Origin of the sequence: Virgibacillus profundi, from assembly GCF_002287375.1 — a bacterium.
Classification (GTDB): domain Bacteria; phylum Bacillota; class Bacilli; order Bacillales; family Amphibacillaceae; genus Virgibacillus_K; species Virgibacillus_K profundi.
Window position 1 is genome coordinate 240,877 of the sequence record NZ_NPOA01000007.1, and the last position, 16,281, is coordinate 257,157.

Here is a 16,281-nt window from a genome sequence, read left to right on the forward strand (position 1 = left end):
TAATCTCTTAAATGTGTAAGTCTTTAATGTTTATAATCATCTAAAAAATCCTTTTGAAAGCTTGTTCGGGAGAGCTCTTCATCCTTACGATTATTTTCCTTCCATTTTTTAAACACATTTTCACCATATTTCGCTGACAAAGTATCAATTGCAGTGTATAACTTCTCTTTACTTGCCTCTTTTTCATATGTAAACAAATCAAGCTGTCTGCCGAGGTTTTGTTTTTCATCAACATCCTGAATGGTAATACCAAGTAATCGTACTGGCTCCTGATTCCAATGCTTTTTCAATAATTCAGTGGCTGTATGAAGAATTTCTTCTTTTGAATCAATATAGGATTGAAGCTTTTTACTTCTTGTAATGGTTTTACGGTCGTGAAAACGAATCATAATCTGTACACTGAGGCCTGCTGCATTTTTACGCTTCATTCGTCTTTCCACATTGTCTGCAAGCTGATCCATTAGTTTACTTATTTCCGCTTCATCTATTGTATCATATGGTAAAGTTTGTGAGCTTCCAATACTTTTGAACTCATATACTGCATCCGGGTCAACTGGTCTTGTGTCTACACCATTCGCTCTATTTTTTAAACGCTCCCCGTTTATTCCTAATACCTGTCTTAACTGGTAGACGTCCTTTGCAGCCAGATCACCAATCGTTTCTACTTCAATTTTCTTTAATTTGGCAGCTGTTTTCTCCCCGACTCCATACATTTCCTCAATCGGCAATGGCCATAGAATTTGGGATAATTCCCTTTTTCTAAGTACAGTTATACCCAGCGGCTTTTTCATGTCAGAGGCCATTTTTGCCAAAAATTTGTTTGGGGCAATCCCAATACTGCAAGGCAAATCGAGTTCCTTTAAAATTTTTTGCTGTAAGTCCTTTGCTGTTTCCAACGGACTTCCGAAATGCTGTGCTTCAGTTACGTCCATGTATCCTTCATCAATAGAAACAGGTTGAATATCAGGTGTAATTTCAGCAAGCATCTGAAACATTTCTTTGGATGCCTTTCGGTAACGATCGAAATTGGGACGCATTATAATTAATTCAGGGCAAAGTTTTCTTGCTTGCCATACAGTCATTGTAGTTTTAACACCTTTTGCTCTTGCTTCATAACTGCTTGTCACAATAATTCCTTTTCGTTCTTCCGGATTTCCTGCAATTGCCAATGGCTTTCCTTTCAGGTCAGGATTATAGGCCATTTCCACCGAAGCATAAAAGCAATTCATATCTATATGAAATATAACTCTTCCTTTTTTAGGTTTCGGCTTTATCATACTTAATCCATCCTTCTAAATCCATAATAGCTACACTAATTATAGCATACGGAATAAAGCCCCTTAAGAAAACTGCTCTCATAAAAGGGGCTTCATCATTTCAATAGGTTGAATCATGTCGCAGTTGATATAAACTGCGACATAGTGAAAATTATCTAACATGACGCTTTCTCTTATTCTAATGATGGTTGAGCGCTAAAACTCGCTCCGACAGAATACTTCGCTTTCCACGGGCACGGCCTCAGCCTCCTCGAGAAAACCACTCTGCGAGGTCTTCGGACGCGTGCTGTTCCCGTAGGAGTCTTCGTATTCTGCCTACGCTAGAAAGAGCACCGTCCCAGTGGAGGAAACACATTGAAGACTCCTGCGGGAGGAAAGGCATAGGTGAGACCCCGCAGTGCGTAGCACGAGGAGGCTCACCAGCCGCCCGCGGAAAGCGAAATGTGTTTCCGTAGCGGTAGATTTAGCACATATTATCATTAAAAGTTACTTCGCAGTCTACATCTTTTGTGACAAAAAATAAATCAATTCGGTGGGACGAACCCATGATGCAGTCCCAAATCTTAACAAAAATAGCCGTTCATTATTTTGCTACTTCCTCTATGATTGCTGTTACTAATTCCGTTACTTTAACAAGCTCGTCAACAGGGATACGTTCATTTGTTGTATGAATCTCTTCATAGCCAACAGCTAAATTAACTGTAGGAATTCCGAGTCCTGCAATCACGTTGGCATCACTTCCGCCACCGCTTTTAACCAGTTTACTTTCACGGGCAATGTTTTTTGCTGCATTTCGCGCTATTTCAACAACTTCGTCACCAGCTTGCTGCTTAAATCCGGGATACATGACTTTAATCGAAACTTCTGCAGAACCGCCTAATTCTTCAGCAGTAGTTTCAAATGCATCTTTCATTTTAGCAACCTGTGCTTCCATTTTTTCAGGAATTAATGACCTGGCTTCTGCTAATATTTCTACATGGTCAACAACAATATTTGTCTGTTTGCCACCCTCGAATCGTCCAATATTTGCTGTAGTTTCATCATCAATTCGACCCAGTGGCATTTTCGAAATGGCTTTTGAAGCAAGTGTTATTGCTGAAACACCTTTTTCAGGAGCTACACCAGCATGAGCGGTTTTCCCTTTTACTACAGCATAAACTTTAGCCTGGGTAGGAGCTGCTACAATGATATCACCCACTTCTCCATTGCTATCAAGTGCATAGCCATATTTTGCATGTATTAAAGATCCATCTAATGCTTTTGCACCAACTAATCCAGATTCTTCTCCAACAGTAATAACAAATTGTATATTACCATGCTTTATTTCATTTTCCTGCAATGTGCGGATTGATTCTAGCATGGCAGCAAGACCCGCCTTGTCATCTGCGCCTAAAATCGTTGTTCCATCTGATACAATATAGCCATCTTGAATGGATGGTTTAATTCCTTTTCCAGGAACAACCGTATCCATATGTGAAGTGAAATAGATCGGATCTACATCTTCTTTATTTCCTTTTAATGTACAAATTAGATTTCCGGCACCATGACCGGTTTGTTCCTTGCTGTTATCTTCATAAACATCAAGTCCCAGATCTGAAAACTTTTTCTTTAGAACCTCTGCTATATCAGCTTCATATTTTGTCTCTGAATCAATCTGTACAAGCTCTATAAATTCATTAATTAACCGATCTTGATTTACTTTTTTCATCACTTAAGTCCTCCTATGTATTTTCTTTGAGTGCTCAAACACTATAATGGAATATTCCCGTGTTTTTTCTTCGGCCGATCTTCCTGTTTATTGTAAAGCATCTCTAACGCCTGAATAAGCTTGATTCGAGTTTCCCTTGGATCAATTACATCATCAACCATCCCAAGTCCGGCTGCAACATAAGGATTAGCGAATTTCTCACGATATGTATCAATTTTTTCCTGACGAGTTTTTTCTGGATTTTCACTTTCCGCTATCTCTTTTGCAAAAATAATATTTGCTGCACCTTCTGGGCCCATTACAGCTATTTCAGCATTTGGCCATGCATAAACAAGATCTGCTCCGATTGATTTGCTGTTTAAAGCAACATATGCTCCACCATAGGCTTTGCGTGTAATAACAGTAATTTTTGGTACCGTTGCTTCCGAATAGGCAAATAAAATTTTTGCACCGTGACGAATTATTCCACCATGCTCCTGTTTAACCCCCGGGAAAAATCCTGTTACATCTTCAAAGGTAATGATCGGTATATTAAATGCATCACAAAAGCGAATAAACCGGGCTGCTTTGTCACTTGAATCAATATCAAGTCCTCCAGCCAAATATTTGGGCTGATTACAAACTAATCCAACTGTTTCCCCTTTTATTCTTGCAAAACCGACTACAATGTTTTTCGCAAAACTTTCATGTATTTCAAAAAAGCTATCTTCATCAACGACTTGAGCTATTACTTTTTTAACATCATATGGACTTTTTGCATCAAAAGGAACGATATCAGTCAGATCAGGCCTGAGCTGATCTTCCTCGTTGTATGCTTTTATCCCCGCTTTTTCTTGATTATTCGCGGGTAAATAGCTAAGTAATTTACGAACTGCATCAAGCACATCCTCTTCACTTTCTGCTTTGAAATGTGCATTACCACTTTTGGCATTATGAATTTGTGCTCCACCCAGATTTTCGGATGAAATTTGTTCGCCGGTAACGGTCTCAATTACCTTTGGACCTGTGATAAACATTTGAGATGTTTTTTCAACCATGAAAACAAAGTCAGTGATAGCTGGTGAATAAACAGCACCACCTGCACTTGGACCCATAATAACGGAAATCTGCGGGATTACACCCGAATAAATGGAGTTACGATAAAAAACCTGCCCATATCCATCAAGAGAGGAAACACCTTCCTGAATACGTGCTCCACCTGAGTCATTTAATCCAATAAAGGGTACACCGTTTTTTGCGGCTAAGTCCATGACTGCTGCAATTTTCTTTCCATGCATTTCTCCAAGTGCACCACCATATACTGTGAAATCCTGGGCAAATAAATAAATTGGCTTTCCAAATATTTTACCATAACCTGTAACTACACCTTCACCTTTGGCATTATTATTATTCATACCAAAATCAGAAGACCTGTGTTCGATAAATGGGTTTAATTCTACAAAAGTATCCTCATCAAGTAGATAATCGATTCTTTCTCTTGCAGTCATTTTTCCCTTGGCATGCTGTTTTTCGATTCGTTCGTCTCCGCCACCAAGCTCTGTTTGTCTGCGTTTATCATAGAGTTCGTTAATTTTGTCGAAAATATCCATTAGTCTTCACTTCCCTCGTCATGCTGACACAATTCAACTAATACTCCATTTGCTGCTTTTGGATGGATAAAAGCGATTTGACTATTGTGTGCTCCTTGTTTTGCTTCATTATTTATTAACTGAATTCCTTCTGTTTTTAATTTTTTCAGCCTGGATTCGATATCGTCAACCTCAAGCGCTATATGATGAATCCCTTCCCCCTTTTTCTCAATAAACGACTGGATAGGAGAGGACTCATTTAACCCTTCCAGTAATTCGATTCTAGACTCACCAATTTTCAAAAATGCTACCTTGACACCTTCAGATTCTACCTTTTCTACACCTTCCAGCTCCAGACCCAGTAAATCGGTGTAAAACGTAAGTGCCTGATCAAGACTTTTTACTGCAATTCCAATGTGAGCAATTTTTTTGGGCTTTATTTCAGTTACCTCTCCTGGTTGAATTAATTCCTGGATATAATTTGCCAGTGCTTCTGTAGAGGCGCCACTGGTGAATATTTTTTTAACTCCTTTTTCCAGCAAAAATGGAATATCCTCACTCGGGATTACCCCTCCCCCAACTACCGGTATATCTTCTGCATTTCGTTTGATTAATTCTTCAATTACCTTAGGAAATAGCGTTTTATGTGCACCCGATAAAGATGACAAACCAATGACATCAACATCTTCCTGGATTGCTGCTTGTGCTATTTGAACCGGTGATTGTCTGAGACCTGTATAAATTACTTCCATTCCATGGTCCCTAAGTGCCTGGGAAATAACCAATGCACCACGATCATGTCCATCCAGTCCCGGTTTTGCTACTAATACACGAATCTTTCCCATCTTTATTTCCCCCTTATAATAGATTTTCAAAAATTCCGGTAAAAATGACACATCGAATTTCTTCGTTGGCTTGCTTTTCCGTTCCTCACGTATTAATTGCATACGTTCCGGTACTCAAAGCTACGCCGCCTTGAACTTCTCGGTCCTTTTTATCCTCCTTTTTGAATCCGCTCTTATATCCCCGCATACTCGCCAAATTCATCTCGCATTATATTACAAATTTCACCGATTGTTGCATATACTTTAACTGCATCTAAAATATATGGTATTAAATTACTGTTGTTATCCTGAGCATGCTTTTTTAATGCGCCCAATGCTTGCTCAACTTTTTTTGAATCTCTGTCCTTACGAATTGATGTGATTGAATCAATTTGTTCTTTTTCTAATTTCTCATCAACTTTTAATAAATCAGGATTAACTTCTTCATCCACCTTAAATTTATTTAATCCTACAATGATTTCTTCTTCCTTCTCAATTCCCTTTTGGATCTCATAGGCATTTTGCTGGATTTCACGTTGCATGAATCCTTCTTCAACGGCTTGAACTGCTCCACCTATTTCTGTTATCCGCTCTAAATAATCATTTACTTCTTTTTCGATCCTGTCTGTTAATTCCTCTACATAAAAAGATCCGCCTAATGGATCAATTGTGTCTGCAACGCCACTTTCATTTGCTAAAATTTGTTGGGTCCGTAAAGCAATTCGTGCAGATTCTTCTGTCGGCAATGATAAAGCTTCGTCACGTGAATTCGTGTGCAGGCTTTGTGTTCCTCCCATTACAGCAGAAAGAGCCTGTAATGTTACACGTACGATATTGTTATCAGGCTGTTGTGCAGTCAATGTTGAACCACCTGTTTGTGTGTGAAAACGTAATTTCCAGCTTTTCGGATCTTTTGCCTGATAATGATCTTTCATTATTTTTGCCCATATTCTTCTGGCTGCACGAAATTTTGCTACTTCCTCAAAGAAGTTATTATGCGCATTGAAGAAAAAAGCAAGTCGTGGTGCAAAGGAGTCAACATCAAGACCTGATTCGATAGCTGCATCAACATACGCCATCCCATTTGCAATTGTAAAAGCAGCTTCCTGTACAGCGTTGGATCCGGCTTCCCTTATGTGGTAACCCGAAATACTGATCGTATTAAATTTCGGCAGGTTTTTCTGACAGTATTCAAAAATATTCGTAATTAAACGCATAGATGGTTTTGGTGGATAGATATATGTGCCTCTGGCAATATATTCCTTCAAAATATCATTTTGAATTGTCCCTGTCAGCTTCTCTGAAGGTACGCCCTGTTTTTCTCCAACAGCGATATACATACAAAGTAAAACTGCTGCAGGTGCATTAATCGTCATGGATGTACTTACTTTATCGAGTGGAATCTCATCAAGTAATTTTTCCATGTCATGCAATGTATCAATTGCTACACCAACTTTACCCACTTCCCCCTCAGACATGACATCGTCAGAGTCATAGCCAATTTGTGTTGGCAAATCAAACGCAACAGAGAGTCCTGTTTGGCCTTGTTCCAATAAATAGCGAAACCGTTTATTCGTTTCCACTGCAGAGCCAAAACCGGCATACTGTCTCATCGTCCAAAGTCGACTGCGATACATTGTCGGCTGTATTCCCCTTGTATATGGGTATTGGCCCGGGTAACCCAATTCATTACCTTCTGAATCTTTATTTGCTATGTATAAACGATCTACTTCAATATTAGAAGATGTAGTAAATGGATCTTTTCTTTCAGGAAAGCGCTTTACCGCATGATCCACTGAATTCTCCCAATTCTCTTTTTGTGAAAAATTCCCCTTATTGTTTGTCATTTATGTATTACCTCCATTTCACTTTTAAAAGTATAATTTTTCAATCCTTTTTTCGATTTATTTTTTTATACTTGTCCAATACCAATTTTAACGATAAAATACATAATAGTATAGTGGATTTTTAAGGAGGATTTAAAATGGCTGCAAAACAAACGAATAAACCTGCACCTAAAAAAAGATCGAAACGTGAAAAAAGAACCAGACTTGTAATATATATAATGATTATTGCAATGTTACTATCTTCACTGACTGCTGGTTTGGCAATGTTTATATAAAAAAATAGATAAAATCAAGACTGGGACTTTTTCAAAAGGTTCCAGTCTTTTCTTAATCAAACACTAGCCCTCGTCTTGATATCACTTTTTTTATACTTTCTTTTAATACGCAGGTAATCCTCTATTTCATGTAATAGTCTGTAAAGATTCGCTCTTGTTTCAAATTCTTCACGGGAAGTTGGCAGTTCTTCCGTATTAAATTCTTTTTGCAGTTCCACTAATTCTTCCAAAAATAAAATTGCAGTGTTTTCCGGATGGACAGATTCTGATAATTCTTCGAAAAACTGGGCAATTTTTTCAGAAATATAATCTTGATTAGGGAGTCTTGTGACAAGTGGCAGCATTCTTTGTAATAATTCAAATTGTCTTGCACGCATTTTAAAATAATCACGGTACGCATGTTTACTTCGAAACAAGTGATTTTCAAGGTCACGCTCCACTAATTCAGTTGCTTCCTCCAGTAATTCTTCACACTCTGTTATTTCTTTTCCATCCCAGGTTTTATTTTTATCCCTGATATATAGGGCAATTTCATACAAAATGACCTGGAAATTACCTTCAAGCTTTTTCTGATGTGATTTTAATTGTTTGTCAAGGCTCGGCATGTACAAATTTAATAATAAACCTGTGCCTATACCTACAATTATCAATAAGAACTGATCCATTAAAAATGAGAAATTAATATAAGATGAACTATATAAATTTAAAATAATGACAGAACTTGTTGTTATACCTGGTGCAATCTTTAAAAATACTGTGGTTGGTATAAATACTGCTAACATTATTCCAACTACAATGGGACTATAACCAATCAATTCGAAAAATACCACGGAATAGATACTTGCAATGATACATGCAAGGAAACGATGCCATGCACTTAAAAATGAGCGTTTTCTGGATGGCTGAATACATAAAATAGTTAATATACCAGCAGATACAAAGTTTGTTACTCCCAATAATTGAGCAATCGAAATAGCAACAGGAGTACCTATTGCAGTCTTAATTGTTCGATAGCCAATTTTCACATTAATTTCTCCTTTGCAGATAGCATCTTTTTTAAACATCCACCCTTAATAAAATGAGGCTGACCTATATTAAATAGAGACAGCCTCACCACTGGATTACAAAGTTTTACACTTCTTCACAATGTTCTTCAAAAAGGTTTTGGAGTTTACCTATTACATCAACAGCACTATAACCTTCTATATCATGGCGTTCCAGCATCGTAACAATTTCTCCGTCTTTTAATAATGCAAAAGAAGGTGAAGACGGTGGAAATCCTTTGAAATACTCCCGGGCTTTTTCAGTTGCTTCCCTGTCCTGACCAGCAAACACAGTTAGTAAATGATCCGGTCGTTTATCGTAATGAATTGAATTTGCAGCTGCCGGTCGTGCTACTCCTCCAGCACATCCACAAGTTGAATTAACCATAACTAAAGTTGTTCCATCCTGTGAAAGTTCTTTATCCACATCTTCCGGGCTCTTCAACTCAACATAGCCGGCTTCTGTTATATCCTTACGTGCAGCGTCTACCACATCGTTCATGAAAAGGTTAAAATCCATCTGAACTAGCATCCCCTTTATTTAAGTATTGGTAAAACCTATCATTAGCTTATCAATATTATTTAGATTTTTCAATTCATACTATCTGAGAATGTATGAGTTAATTAATATACATTCGTATTATCCTGATTTGTGTTTTCCAATAATTCCTTAACACGTGCTAAAAATTGACCACAAACCAGTCCATCTAAAATTCGGTGGTCTAGTGATAATGACAGATTTACCATATCTCTGGCTGCAAACATATCATTAATTATAACAGGACGTTTTACAATGGATTCAACTTGAAGTATAGCTGCTTGCGGGTGGTTTATAACACCCATGGAATGAATTGATCCAAATGAACCTGTATTGTTAACGGTAAATGTACCGCCCCTCATATCATCTGCTGTTAATTTGCCGGACCGGGCTTTCATTGCAAGTTCATAGATATCTCTTGCAATACCTTTAATGCTCTTCTCATCAGCATGCTTGATTACTGGTACGTAAAGCTCCTGATCTTTTGCAACTGCGATCGATAAATTGATATCTTTACGCTGAATAATTTTATCTCCTGCCCATGTACTGTTTAGTTGTGGAAACTCTTTTAAGCCCTGAGCAACTGCTTTAACAAAGAAAGCAAAGAATGTTAAGCTGAATCCTTCTTTTTGTTTAAATTCATTTTTAACCTGGTTTCTATAGCTGACAAGATCTGTTACATCAGCTTCAACAGTCATCCATGCATGTGGAATTTCCTGTTTGGAACGTACCATATTCTCAGCAATTATTTTACGGACACCAGTAACTGGTATTTCAATATCCCCAGCTTGTGTCTCCTGCTGTTTAACAGGTGCCTGTTTAGATGCAGAAGAAACACTACCTGCAGCTTTAGGAGCAGCTGTTTCCTCAGATGAGGCTGGTTTTGGCATCTCACCGGTTTTAATTACTTTTTCAATATCTTTTCGTGTAATTCTTCCACCTCGACCGGTTCCATTAACCTCTGATAGATCAATATCATTTTCCTGTGCCATCCTAAGAACCGCCGGGGAATAACGCTTTTTCATTGATTGATCAGCAGATACTTCCTTTTCATTTATACTTTCTTCCTTAGGTTCAGCATCCCTTTCTGAGGTATCCTCGCTTGCTCCACCTTCTGTTTCGATGTAACACATTAAATCGCCAACCGCTATCGTTTCTCCTTCGTCAGCAACCAGCTCTTTAATTACTCCTGTAAATGATGATGGAACTTCTGCATTTACTTTATCTGTCAAAACCTCAGCTATTGGATCATATTTATTAACTTTATCACCAACACTTACAAGCCAGGTGCTGATAGTTCCTTCTGTAACACTTTCACCTAATTGTGGCATATTAATTTTTTCAGAAGCCATTACATGTCCCTCCTTTCGGGATTTAAAATTCCGCCAGATCACGCATTGCTTTTTCTACTTTATCCGGATTAACCATAAAATATTTTTCCATTGTTGGTGCATATGGCATAGCTGGTATATCGGGACCTGCTAACCGCTGAATGGGTGCATCTAAATCGAATAAACAATTTTCAGCGATGATTGCTGCAACTTCCCCAATAATACTTCCCTCTTTATTATCTTCTGTAATCAGTAAAACTTTTCCCGTCTTTTTAGCTGCTTCAATAATTGCTTCCTGATCGAGCGGGTAAATGGTTCTTAGGTCAAGAATATGTGCATCTATTCCTTCTTCAGCCAGTTTTTCTGCTGCCTGGAGTGCGAAATGAACACATAAACCATATGTGATAATGGTAATGTCAGAACCTTCACGCTTCACATCTGCTTTACCGATCGGAAGTACATAGTCATCTTCCGGTACCTCACCTTTAAGCAGGCGGTATGCACGCTTGTGTTCAAAGAATAGAACAGGGTCATTATCACGGATTGCTGCTTTTAATAATCCTTTCACATCGTAAGGTGTTGATGGTATAACAATTTTTAAACCAGGTTGATTAGCGAAAATAGATTCTACGGACTGCGAATGATAAAGCGCCCCATGAACCCCACCTCCATAAGGTGCACGAATGGTAATGGGAGCATCCCAATCATTATTTGAGCGATAACGCATTTTAGCTGCCTCTGAAATTATTTGGTTTACAGCAGGCATAATAAAATCAGCAAACTGCATTTCAGCAACCGGCCGCATCCCGTACATTGCCGCCCCTATTCCAACACCTGCGATTGCTGATTCCGCGAGTGGTGTGTCTAATACCCGGTGTTCTCCAAACTCATCATACAAACCATCTGTTGCACGGAAAACGCCACCTTTTTTCCCTACATCTTCCCCCAGCACAAATACTTTCTCATCACGATGCATTTCTTCTCGTAAAGCAGTAGTTACTGCCTGTATATATGACATTACTGGCATTATATCTTCCCTCCCTACTCTTCGTATACATATTTCAATGCACTTTCCGCCTCAGCATATGGTGCGTTTTCGGCATAATCTGTAGCCTCATTTACAATATCAGTAATACTTTTATTTATTTCTTTTTCAACCTCTTCTGTTAGAATTCCAACTTCTTTCAAGTATGCAGCGAATGTAATAATAGAATCTTTCTTCCTGGCTTCTTCCACCTCTTCACTCTCACGATATGTACGATCATCATCATCACTCGAGTGGGCGGTTAATCGATAGGATACAGCCTCTATTAATGATGGTCCTTCACCATTCACTGCACGTTCCCTGGCTTCCTTTACAGCTTCATAAACAGCTAATGGGTCATTACCGTCTATGGTAACTCCAGGCATTCCATAACTCACAGCACGATCAGCAACGGTTTTACTGGCAATTTGTTTTTCGATTGGTACTGAAATTGCATATTTATTGTTTTCTACCATAGTTATAACAGGTAGATTATGGACTCCTGCAAAGTTCAAACCTTCATGAAAGTCCCCTTGATTGGATGATCCTTCCCCCAATGTTACAAAAGAAACAAAATCCTTCTTTTCCATTTTTGCTGCCAAAGCTATTCCAACCGCATGGGGAAGCTGTGTTGTAACGGGAGATGAGCCTGATAGAATTCTATTTTTCTTCTGACCAAAATGTCCTGGCATCTGACGACCGCCGGAATTTGGGTCTTCTGCTTTCGCAAAACCTGAAAGCATCAGTTCTTTTGCCGTCATACCAAAAGCAAGTACGACACCCATATCACGGTAATATGGAGCAACATAATCAATCTCCCTGTCTAAAGCAAAGGATGCCCCTACCTGAGCTGCTTCCTGACCCTGGCACGAGATTACAAATGGGATTTTACCTGCACGGTTTAACAACCACATTCTCTCATCCAGTTTTCTTGCCAATAGCATTGTTCTATACATATCCAATACCTTTTCATCTGATAAGCCTAATTCCGCATGACGAGTATTTGACATACAAATCCCTCCTTCTTGGTTATTTTCCATATTAAAATTATACTTTACCGCTGGGAATTTCTGTAGTTATCCATGTATTTGTTTTCCTTCTACAGCTAGTGCTGCTTCACCCATGATTTCCGAAAGAGATGGATGTGGGTGAATCGTATGTGAAATCTCCCAAGGGGTCGCGTCCAGCACTTTTGCAAGACCTGCTTCAGAGATCATATCCGTAACATGTGGGCCAACCATATGGACACCTAATAAATCTTCGTTATTTTTATCAGCAATAATTTTAACAAAACCATCTGATTCCCCGTGTACAAGTGCTTTTCCAATTGCTTTAAAAGGAAACTTTCCTATTTTAATTTCGAATCCTTTTTCTTTAGCCTGTTTTTCGGTTAAACCAACACTTGCAACTTCAGGATTTGAATAAACACAGGTTGGAATATTCTCATAATCAATCGGTAATGGATTTTCATTTGCCATATGCTCAACTGCAACTATTCCTTCATGTGATGCCACATGAGCTAATTGCATTCCTCCAATTACATCACCAATAGCATATATATGAGATTCTTTTGTCTGGAAATAATTATTGGTTTGAATAAACCCCTTTTCTGTAACAATTTCAGTGTTATTGATTCCTATATTTGCAGAATTTGCTTCACGGCCTATGGATACCAGCATTTTCTCAGCTTTAAATGTTTCGTTTTCATCATCTATTTGAGCATTAATTGTTACATGATCAGTTGTTTTCAGTGTGTCAGCAAGTACTTTTGCATTTTTAACAAAAGTGATCCCTTTCTTTTTCAACAGCTTTTCAACTTCTTTAGCAATTGACTCATCTTCCGTTGGGAGAATTTGATTCATATATTCAATAACCGTAACCTCCACACCAAAGTCAGCCAACATGGATGCCCATTCAATACCAATTACACCCCCGCCAACAATAATAATGTTGCCAGGCAGCTCATCCATTTGCAATGCTTCATCAGAGCTCATGACATAGGTGCCATCAATTTCCAGCCCTGGAAGTGATTTTGGACTGGATCCTGTAGCAATTATAACATTTTTTGGAACAATCATTGTATTTTCATCACCGTTTGCATATTCAATCGAAATCGTACCAGCCATTGGAGAAAAAATACTTGGCCCCAGAATTCTGCCAAACCCTTCAAATACATCAATTTTTCCCTTTTTCATTAACCCTTGTACACCTTGATGCAATGTGTTTACAATTGATTGTTTTCTTTCCTGTACTTTTGTAAAATTCAACGTAGATTCATTTATATCGATGCCGTAACTATCGGCCTCTTTTGTCTGTCTGAATACTTCAGCACTGCGAAGTAATGCTTTTGAAGGAATACAACCACGATGAAGACAAGTACCGCCCAGATCCCCTTTTTCTACAATAGCAACCTGCATACCCAGTTGAGATGCCCTTATAGCAGCTACATAGCCACCGGTTCCCCCGCCCAGTACAACCAGATCATAATCTTTTGCCATATGTTGTATACTCCTTTATCTGTTAATTATTTGAATATATTTTTGGAAGCTCTTCTTTATGAAGCACCCTTAATACACCCTCATTTAATGCTTGCAATTCATTCTCTCCAGGGTAAATAATAGTATCCGCTATCCAATGAACATGTTCTGTAATCAAGTTTGTAAATTCTTTGCCATAAGCAAGTCCACCTGTAAGTACGATAGCATCCACTTTCCCGTATAATACGGCACTCATTGCTCCAATTTCTTTAGCTATCTGATATGCCATTGCTTCATACATTTGTTTAGCGACCTGATCACCTGCTGCAATTCTTTTTTCTACTTCCACTGCATCATTTGTTTCGAGATATGCCATCAGCCCACCTCGACCGACTATCTTCTTCATAACTTCATCACGGTAATATTGTCCAGAAAAACATAAGGAAATCAAATCCCCTGCCGGAACTGTCCCTGCACGTTCCGGGGAGAATGGTCCATCACCATGAAGTCCATTATTAACATCAATCACTTTTCCATTTTTATGGGCGCCAACAGTAATACCCCCACCCATATGTGAAACGATAAGATTTATATTTTCATACTTTTTGTTTATATCGGTTGCAGCTTTTCTTGCAACTGCTTTTTGGTTCAATGCATGGAAAATACTTTTTCTGGGAATTTCCGGTACTCCGGAATATCTTGCTATTCCTTCAAGCTCATCCACTACAACAGGGTCAACTATATATGCAGGGATGTTGAGACCAGCTGCAATTTCATGTGCCAGAATCCCACCCAAATTGGATGCATGTTCACCATTTAAGCCAAGCCTTAGATCGTTTAACATGGATTCATTTACTTCATACGTGCCACCCTCGATTGGTTTCAGTAACCCGCCTCTTCCACAGACAGCACTTAATTTTGATATGTTTATTCCCTCGTAATGTAATGTTTCAAGTATTATATTTTTGCGGAAATCATACTGGTCGATAACCCGATTAATATGATTTATTTCTTCCTGACTGTGACGAATCGTCTTTTCGAAAACACAATTTTCTTCATCAAAAACACCTATTTTTGTTGATGTAGATCCTGGATTTATAACTAGTATTCGATAAAGTGATTGCAAGATATTATCCTCCGCCCGTTACCTTCTGCTTAATGTATGATGTCCATTTAACAGGAACTGATTTCTGGAATTTCTTACTGACTCTATTCTCTCTTCAGCCATGCGGTCAGCCGCAACATATGTTGGGATATTATCACGTCTGGATATTTCAAATACTTTCGTAAGACTGTCGTAAATAGTTTCCACCTTCTTCATAGCTCTATCCTGGTTATAACCATTTAGTTCATCGGCCACATTAATTACTCCACCAGAATTAATTATATAGTCCGGAGCATATACAATTCCTTTTTCATGAATAATATCACCATGATTAGGTGTTTTTAACTGGTTATTTGCAGATCCGGCAATAACTTTTGCTTTCAATTGAGGAATCGTATCGTCATTAATAGTAGCCCCAAGTGCACAAGGTGCGTAAATATCACATTCCACATCGTAGATAGCATCAGGATCAACTGCCTTAGCTCCAAAAGCGTCCACCGCCCGTTGAACAGCAGCTTTATTTATGTCTGTTACAATTAGTTCAGCGCCTTCTTTGTGTAAGTACTCACATAGTGCAAACGCTACATTTCCCACACCTTGAACAGCTACCGTTTTTCCTGCTACAGAATCATCGCCAAAGGCTTCTTTTGCTGCTGCTTTCATTCCTTTATAGATTCCATAGGCAGTTACAGGTGATGGATTACCTGACGACGCGGCATCAGAAATACCTGTTACGAAATCAGTTTCCAAATGAATTAGATCCATGTCATGTTCCGTTGTTCCTACATCTTCAGCAGTAATATAACGGCCATTCAGACCTTGGATGTATCGTCCGAATGCTCGAAACATTTCTGGATTTTTATCCTTTTTGGGATCACCAATGATTACCGTTTTACCTCCACCAAGATTTAATCCAGCCGCTGCATTTTTATATGTCATCCCTTTAGCAAGTCTCAATGCATCTTCAATAGCTTCTGCTTCTGAATCATATGTCCACATTCTTGTTCCACCTAAAGCAGGTCCAAGTGTTGTATCATGTATTGCAATTATTGCTTTCAATCCTGAGTTTTTATCCTGACAAAATACTAACTGTTCATAATCGAATTTTTCCATATAAGTAAAAGTTTCCATTTTTATTCCTCCTCGTATAGTATATTTAAGAACAAAAAATTGCTCTTTGACAATTGAATAATTTCGTTACATTCAAAACATTTTGCTTGGGTATTGCGTGATGTCCTTAGATAATAGAATTGGAATGGATCCA

At 38.4% G+C, this 16,281-nt stretch carries 14 protein-coding genes; 1 reads left to right on the forward strand and 13 read right to left on the reverse strand.

The genetic code is table 11. From position 1 onward, the window contains the following. Positions 1-23: 23 nt before the first annotated feature. The 5 genes from CIL05_RS11980 to CIL05_RS12000 form a co-directional block, all read right to left on the reverse strand. On the reverse strand, positions 24-1,277 hold the full coding sequence (locus tag CIL05_RS11980) for a DNA polymerase IV (protein WP_095655773.1): 1,254 nt from the start codon (positions 1,275-1,277) through the stop codon (positions 24-26). Positions 1,278-1,860: 583 nt separating this feature from the next. Beyond that, positions 1,861-2,985, reverse strand: coding sequence for a M20/M25/M40 family metallo-hydrolase (locus CIL05_RS11985; protein WP_095655774.1), 1,125 nt, complete (start codon positions 2,983-2,985; stop codon positions 1,861-1,863). A 41-nt stretch (positions 2,986-3,026) separates the two neighbouring features. Continuing rightward, positions 3,027-4,574: an acyl-CoA carboxylase subunit beta gene (locus CIL05_RS11990; protein WP_095655775.1), complete on the reverse strand. Its 1,548-nt coding sequence runs from the start codon at positions 4,572-4,574 to the stop codon at positions 3,027-3,029. Beyond that, entirely contained in the window at positions 4,574-5,398 is an 825-nt protein-coding gene (mce, locus tag CIL05_RS11995; RefSeq protein ID WP_095655776.1) for a methylmalonyl-CoA epimerase, read from the reverse strand. The genes CIL05_RS11990 and mce overlap by 1 nt, the downstream gene beginning before the upstream one ends. A gap of 173 nt (positions 5,399-5,571) precedes the next feature. Further along, complete coding sequence (locus CIL05_RS12000) at positions 5,572-7,224, reverse strand: acyl-CoA mutase large subunit family protein (protein WP_095655777.1); 1,653 nt, start codon at positions 7,222-7,224, stop codon at positions 5,572-5,574. 137 nt (positions 7,225-7,361) lie between these two features. On the opposite strand from CIL05_RS12000, the gene prli42 reads away from it, so the two are divergent. Next, the gene (gene prli42, locus CIL05_RS12005; RefSeq protein WP_095655778.1) at positions 7,362-7,499 is read left to right on the forward strand and encodes a stressosome-associated protein Prli42; all 138 of its coding nucleotides are present in this window, start codon (positions 7,362-7,364) and stop codon (positions 7,497-7,499) included. Between the two features lie 56 nt (positions 7,500-7,555). On the opposite strand, the gene CIL05_RS12010 is transcribed toward prli42, so the two are convergent. The 8 genes from CIL05_RS12010 to CIL05_RS12045 form a co-directional block, all read right to left on the reverse strand. Beyond that, positions 7,556-8,524: an aromatic acid exporter family protein gene (locus CIL05_RS12010; protein ID WP_206207778.1), complete on the reverse strand. Its 969-nt coding sequence runs from the start codon at positions 8,522-8,524 to the stop codon at positions 7,556-7,558. Positions 8,525-8,630: 106 nt separating this feature from the next. Further along, entirely contained in the window at positions 8,631-9,062 is a 432-nt protein-coding gene (locus CIL05_RS12015; RefSeq protein ID WP_095655780.1) for a BrxA/BrxB family bacilliredoxin, read from the reverse strand. Between the two features lie 104 nt (positions 9,063-9,166). Further along, complete coding sequence (locus CIL05_RS12020; protein ID WP_095655781.1) at positions 9,167-10,432, reverse strand: dihydrolipoamide acetyltransferase family protein; 1,266 nt, start codon at positions 10,430-10,432, stop codon at positions 9,167-9,169. Between the two features lie 22 nt (positions 10,433-10,454). After that, positions 10,455-11,438 carry an alpha-ketoacid dehydrogenase subunit beta gene (locus CIL05_RS12025; RefSeq protein ID WP_095655782.1) on the reverse strand — a complete coding sequence of 328 codons (984 nt, stop codon included), beginning with the start codon at positions 11,436-11,438 and terminating at the stop codon, positions 10,455-10,457. A 14-nt stretch (positions 11,439-11,452) separates the two neighbouring features. Further along, positions 11,453-12,445: a thiamine pyrophosphate-dependent dehydrogenase E1 component subunit alpha gene (locus CIL05_RS12030; protein WP_095655783.1), complete on the reverse strand. Its 993-nt coding sequence runs from the start codon at positions 12,443-12,445 to the stop codon at positions 11,453-11,455. Between the two features lie 66 nt (positions 12,446-12,511). Next, positions 12,512-13,933, reverse strand: a complete 1,422-nt coding sequence (gene lpdA / locus CIL05_RS12035; protein WP_095655784.1) for a dihydrolipoyl dehydrogenase — start codon at positions 13,931-13,933, stop codon at positions 12,512-12,514. Between the two features lie 22 nt (positions 13,934-13,955). Continuing rightward, entirely contained in the window at positions 13,956-15,038 is a 1,083-nt protein-coding gene (buk, locus tag CIL05_RS12040) for a butyrate kinase (protein WP_439144838.1), read from the reverse strand. Between the two features lie 18 nt (positions 15,039-15,056). Next, the gene (locus CIL05_RS12045) at positions 15,057-16,148 is read right to left on the reverse strand and encodes a Leu/Phe/Val dehydrogenase (protein WP_095655786.1); all 1,092 of its coding nucleotides are present in this window, start codon (positions 16,146-16,148) and stop codon (positions 15,057-15,059) included. Between the last annotated feature and the right edge of the window lie 133 nt (positions 16,149-16,281).

What these genes read in the sequence shown, in the direction of transcription:
- CIL05_RS11980 (WP_095655773.1), bottom strand. Translation starts at nt 1,277, where the DNA reads ATGATAAAGCCGAAACCTAAAAAAGGAAGAGTTATATTTCATATAGAT.
- CIL05_RS11985 (WP_095655774.1), bottom strand. Translation starts at nt 2,985, where the DNA reads ATGAAAAAAGTAAATCAAGATCGGTTAATTAATGAATTTATAGAGCTT.
- CIL05_RS11990 (WP_095655775.1), bottom strand. Translation starts at nt 4,574, where the DNA reads ATGGATATTTTCGACAAAATTAACGAACTCTATGATAAACGCAGACAA.
- mce (WP_095655776.1), bottom strand. Translation starts at nt 5,398, where the DNA reads ATGGGAAAGATTCGTGTATTAGTAGCAAAACCGGGACTGGATGGACAT.
- CIL05_RS12000 (WP_095655777.1), bottom strand. Translation starts at nt 7,224, where the DNA reads ATGACAAACAATAAGGGGAATTTTTCACAAAAAGAGAATTGGGAGAAT.
- prli42 (WP_095655778.1), top strand. Translation starts at nt 7,362, where the DNA reads ATGGCTGCAAAACAAACGAATAAACCTGCACCTAAAAAAAGATCGAAA.
- CIL05_RS12015 (WP_095655780.1), bottom strand. Translation starts at nt 9,062, where the DNA reads ATGGATTTTAACCTTTTCATGAACGATGTGGTAGACGCTGCACGTAAG.
- CIL05_RS12020 (WP_095655781.1), bottom strand. Translation starts at nt 10,432, where the DNA reads ATGGCTTCTGAAAAAATTAATATGCCACAATTAGGTGAAAGTGTTACA.
- CIL05_RS12025 (WP_095655782.1), bottom strand. Translation starts at nt 11,438, where the DNA reads ATGCCAGTAATGTCATATATACAGGCAGTAACTACTGCTTTACGAGAA.
- CIL05_RS12030 (WP_095655783.1), bottom strand. Translation starts at nt 12,445, where the DNA reads ATGTCAAATACTCGTCATGCGGAATTAGGCTTATCAGATGAAAAGGTA.
- lpdA (WP_095655784.1), bottom strand. Translation starts at nt 13,933, where the DNA reads ATGGCAAAAGATTATGATCTGGTTGTACTGGGCGGGGGAACCGGTGGC.
- CIL05_RS12045 (WP_095655786.1), bottom strand. Translation starts at nt 16,148, where the DNA reads ATGGAAACTTTTACTTATATGGAAAAATTCGATTATGAACAGTTAGTA.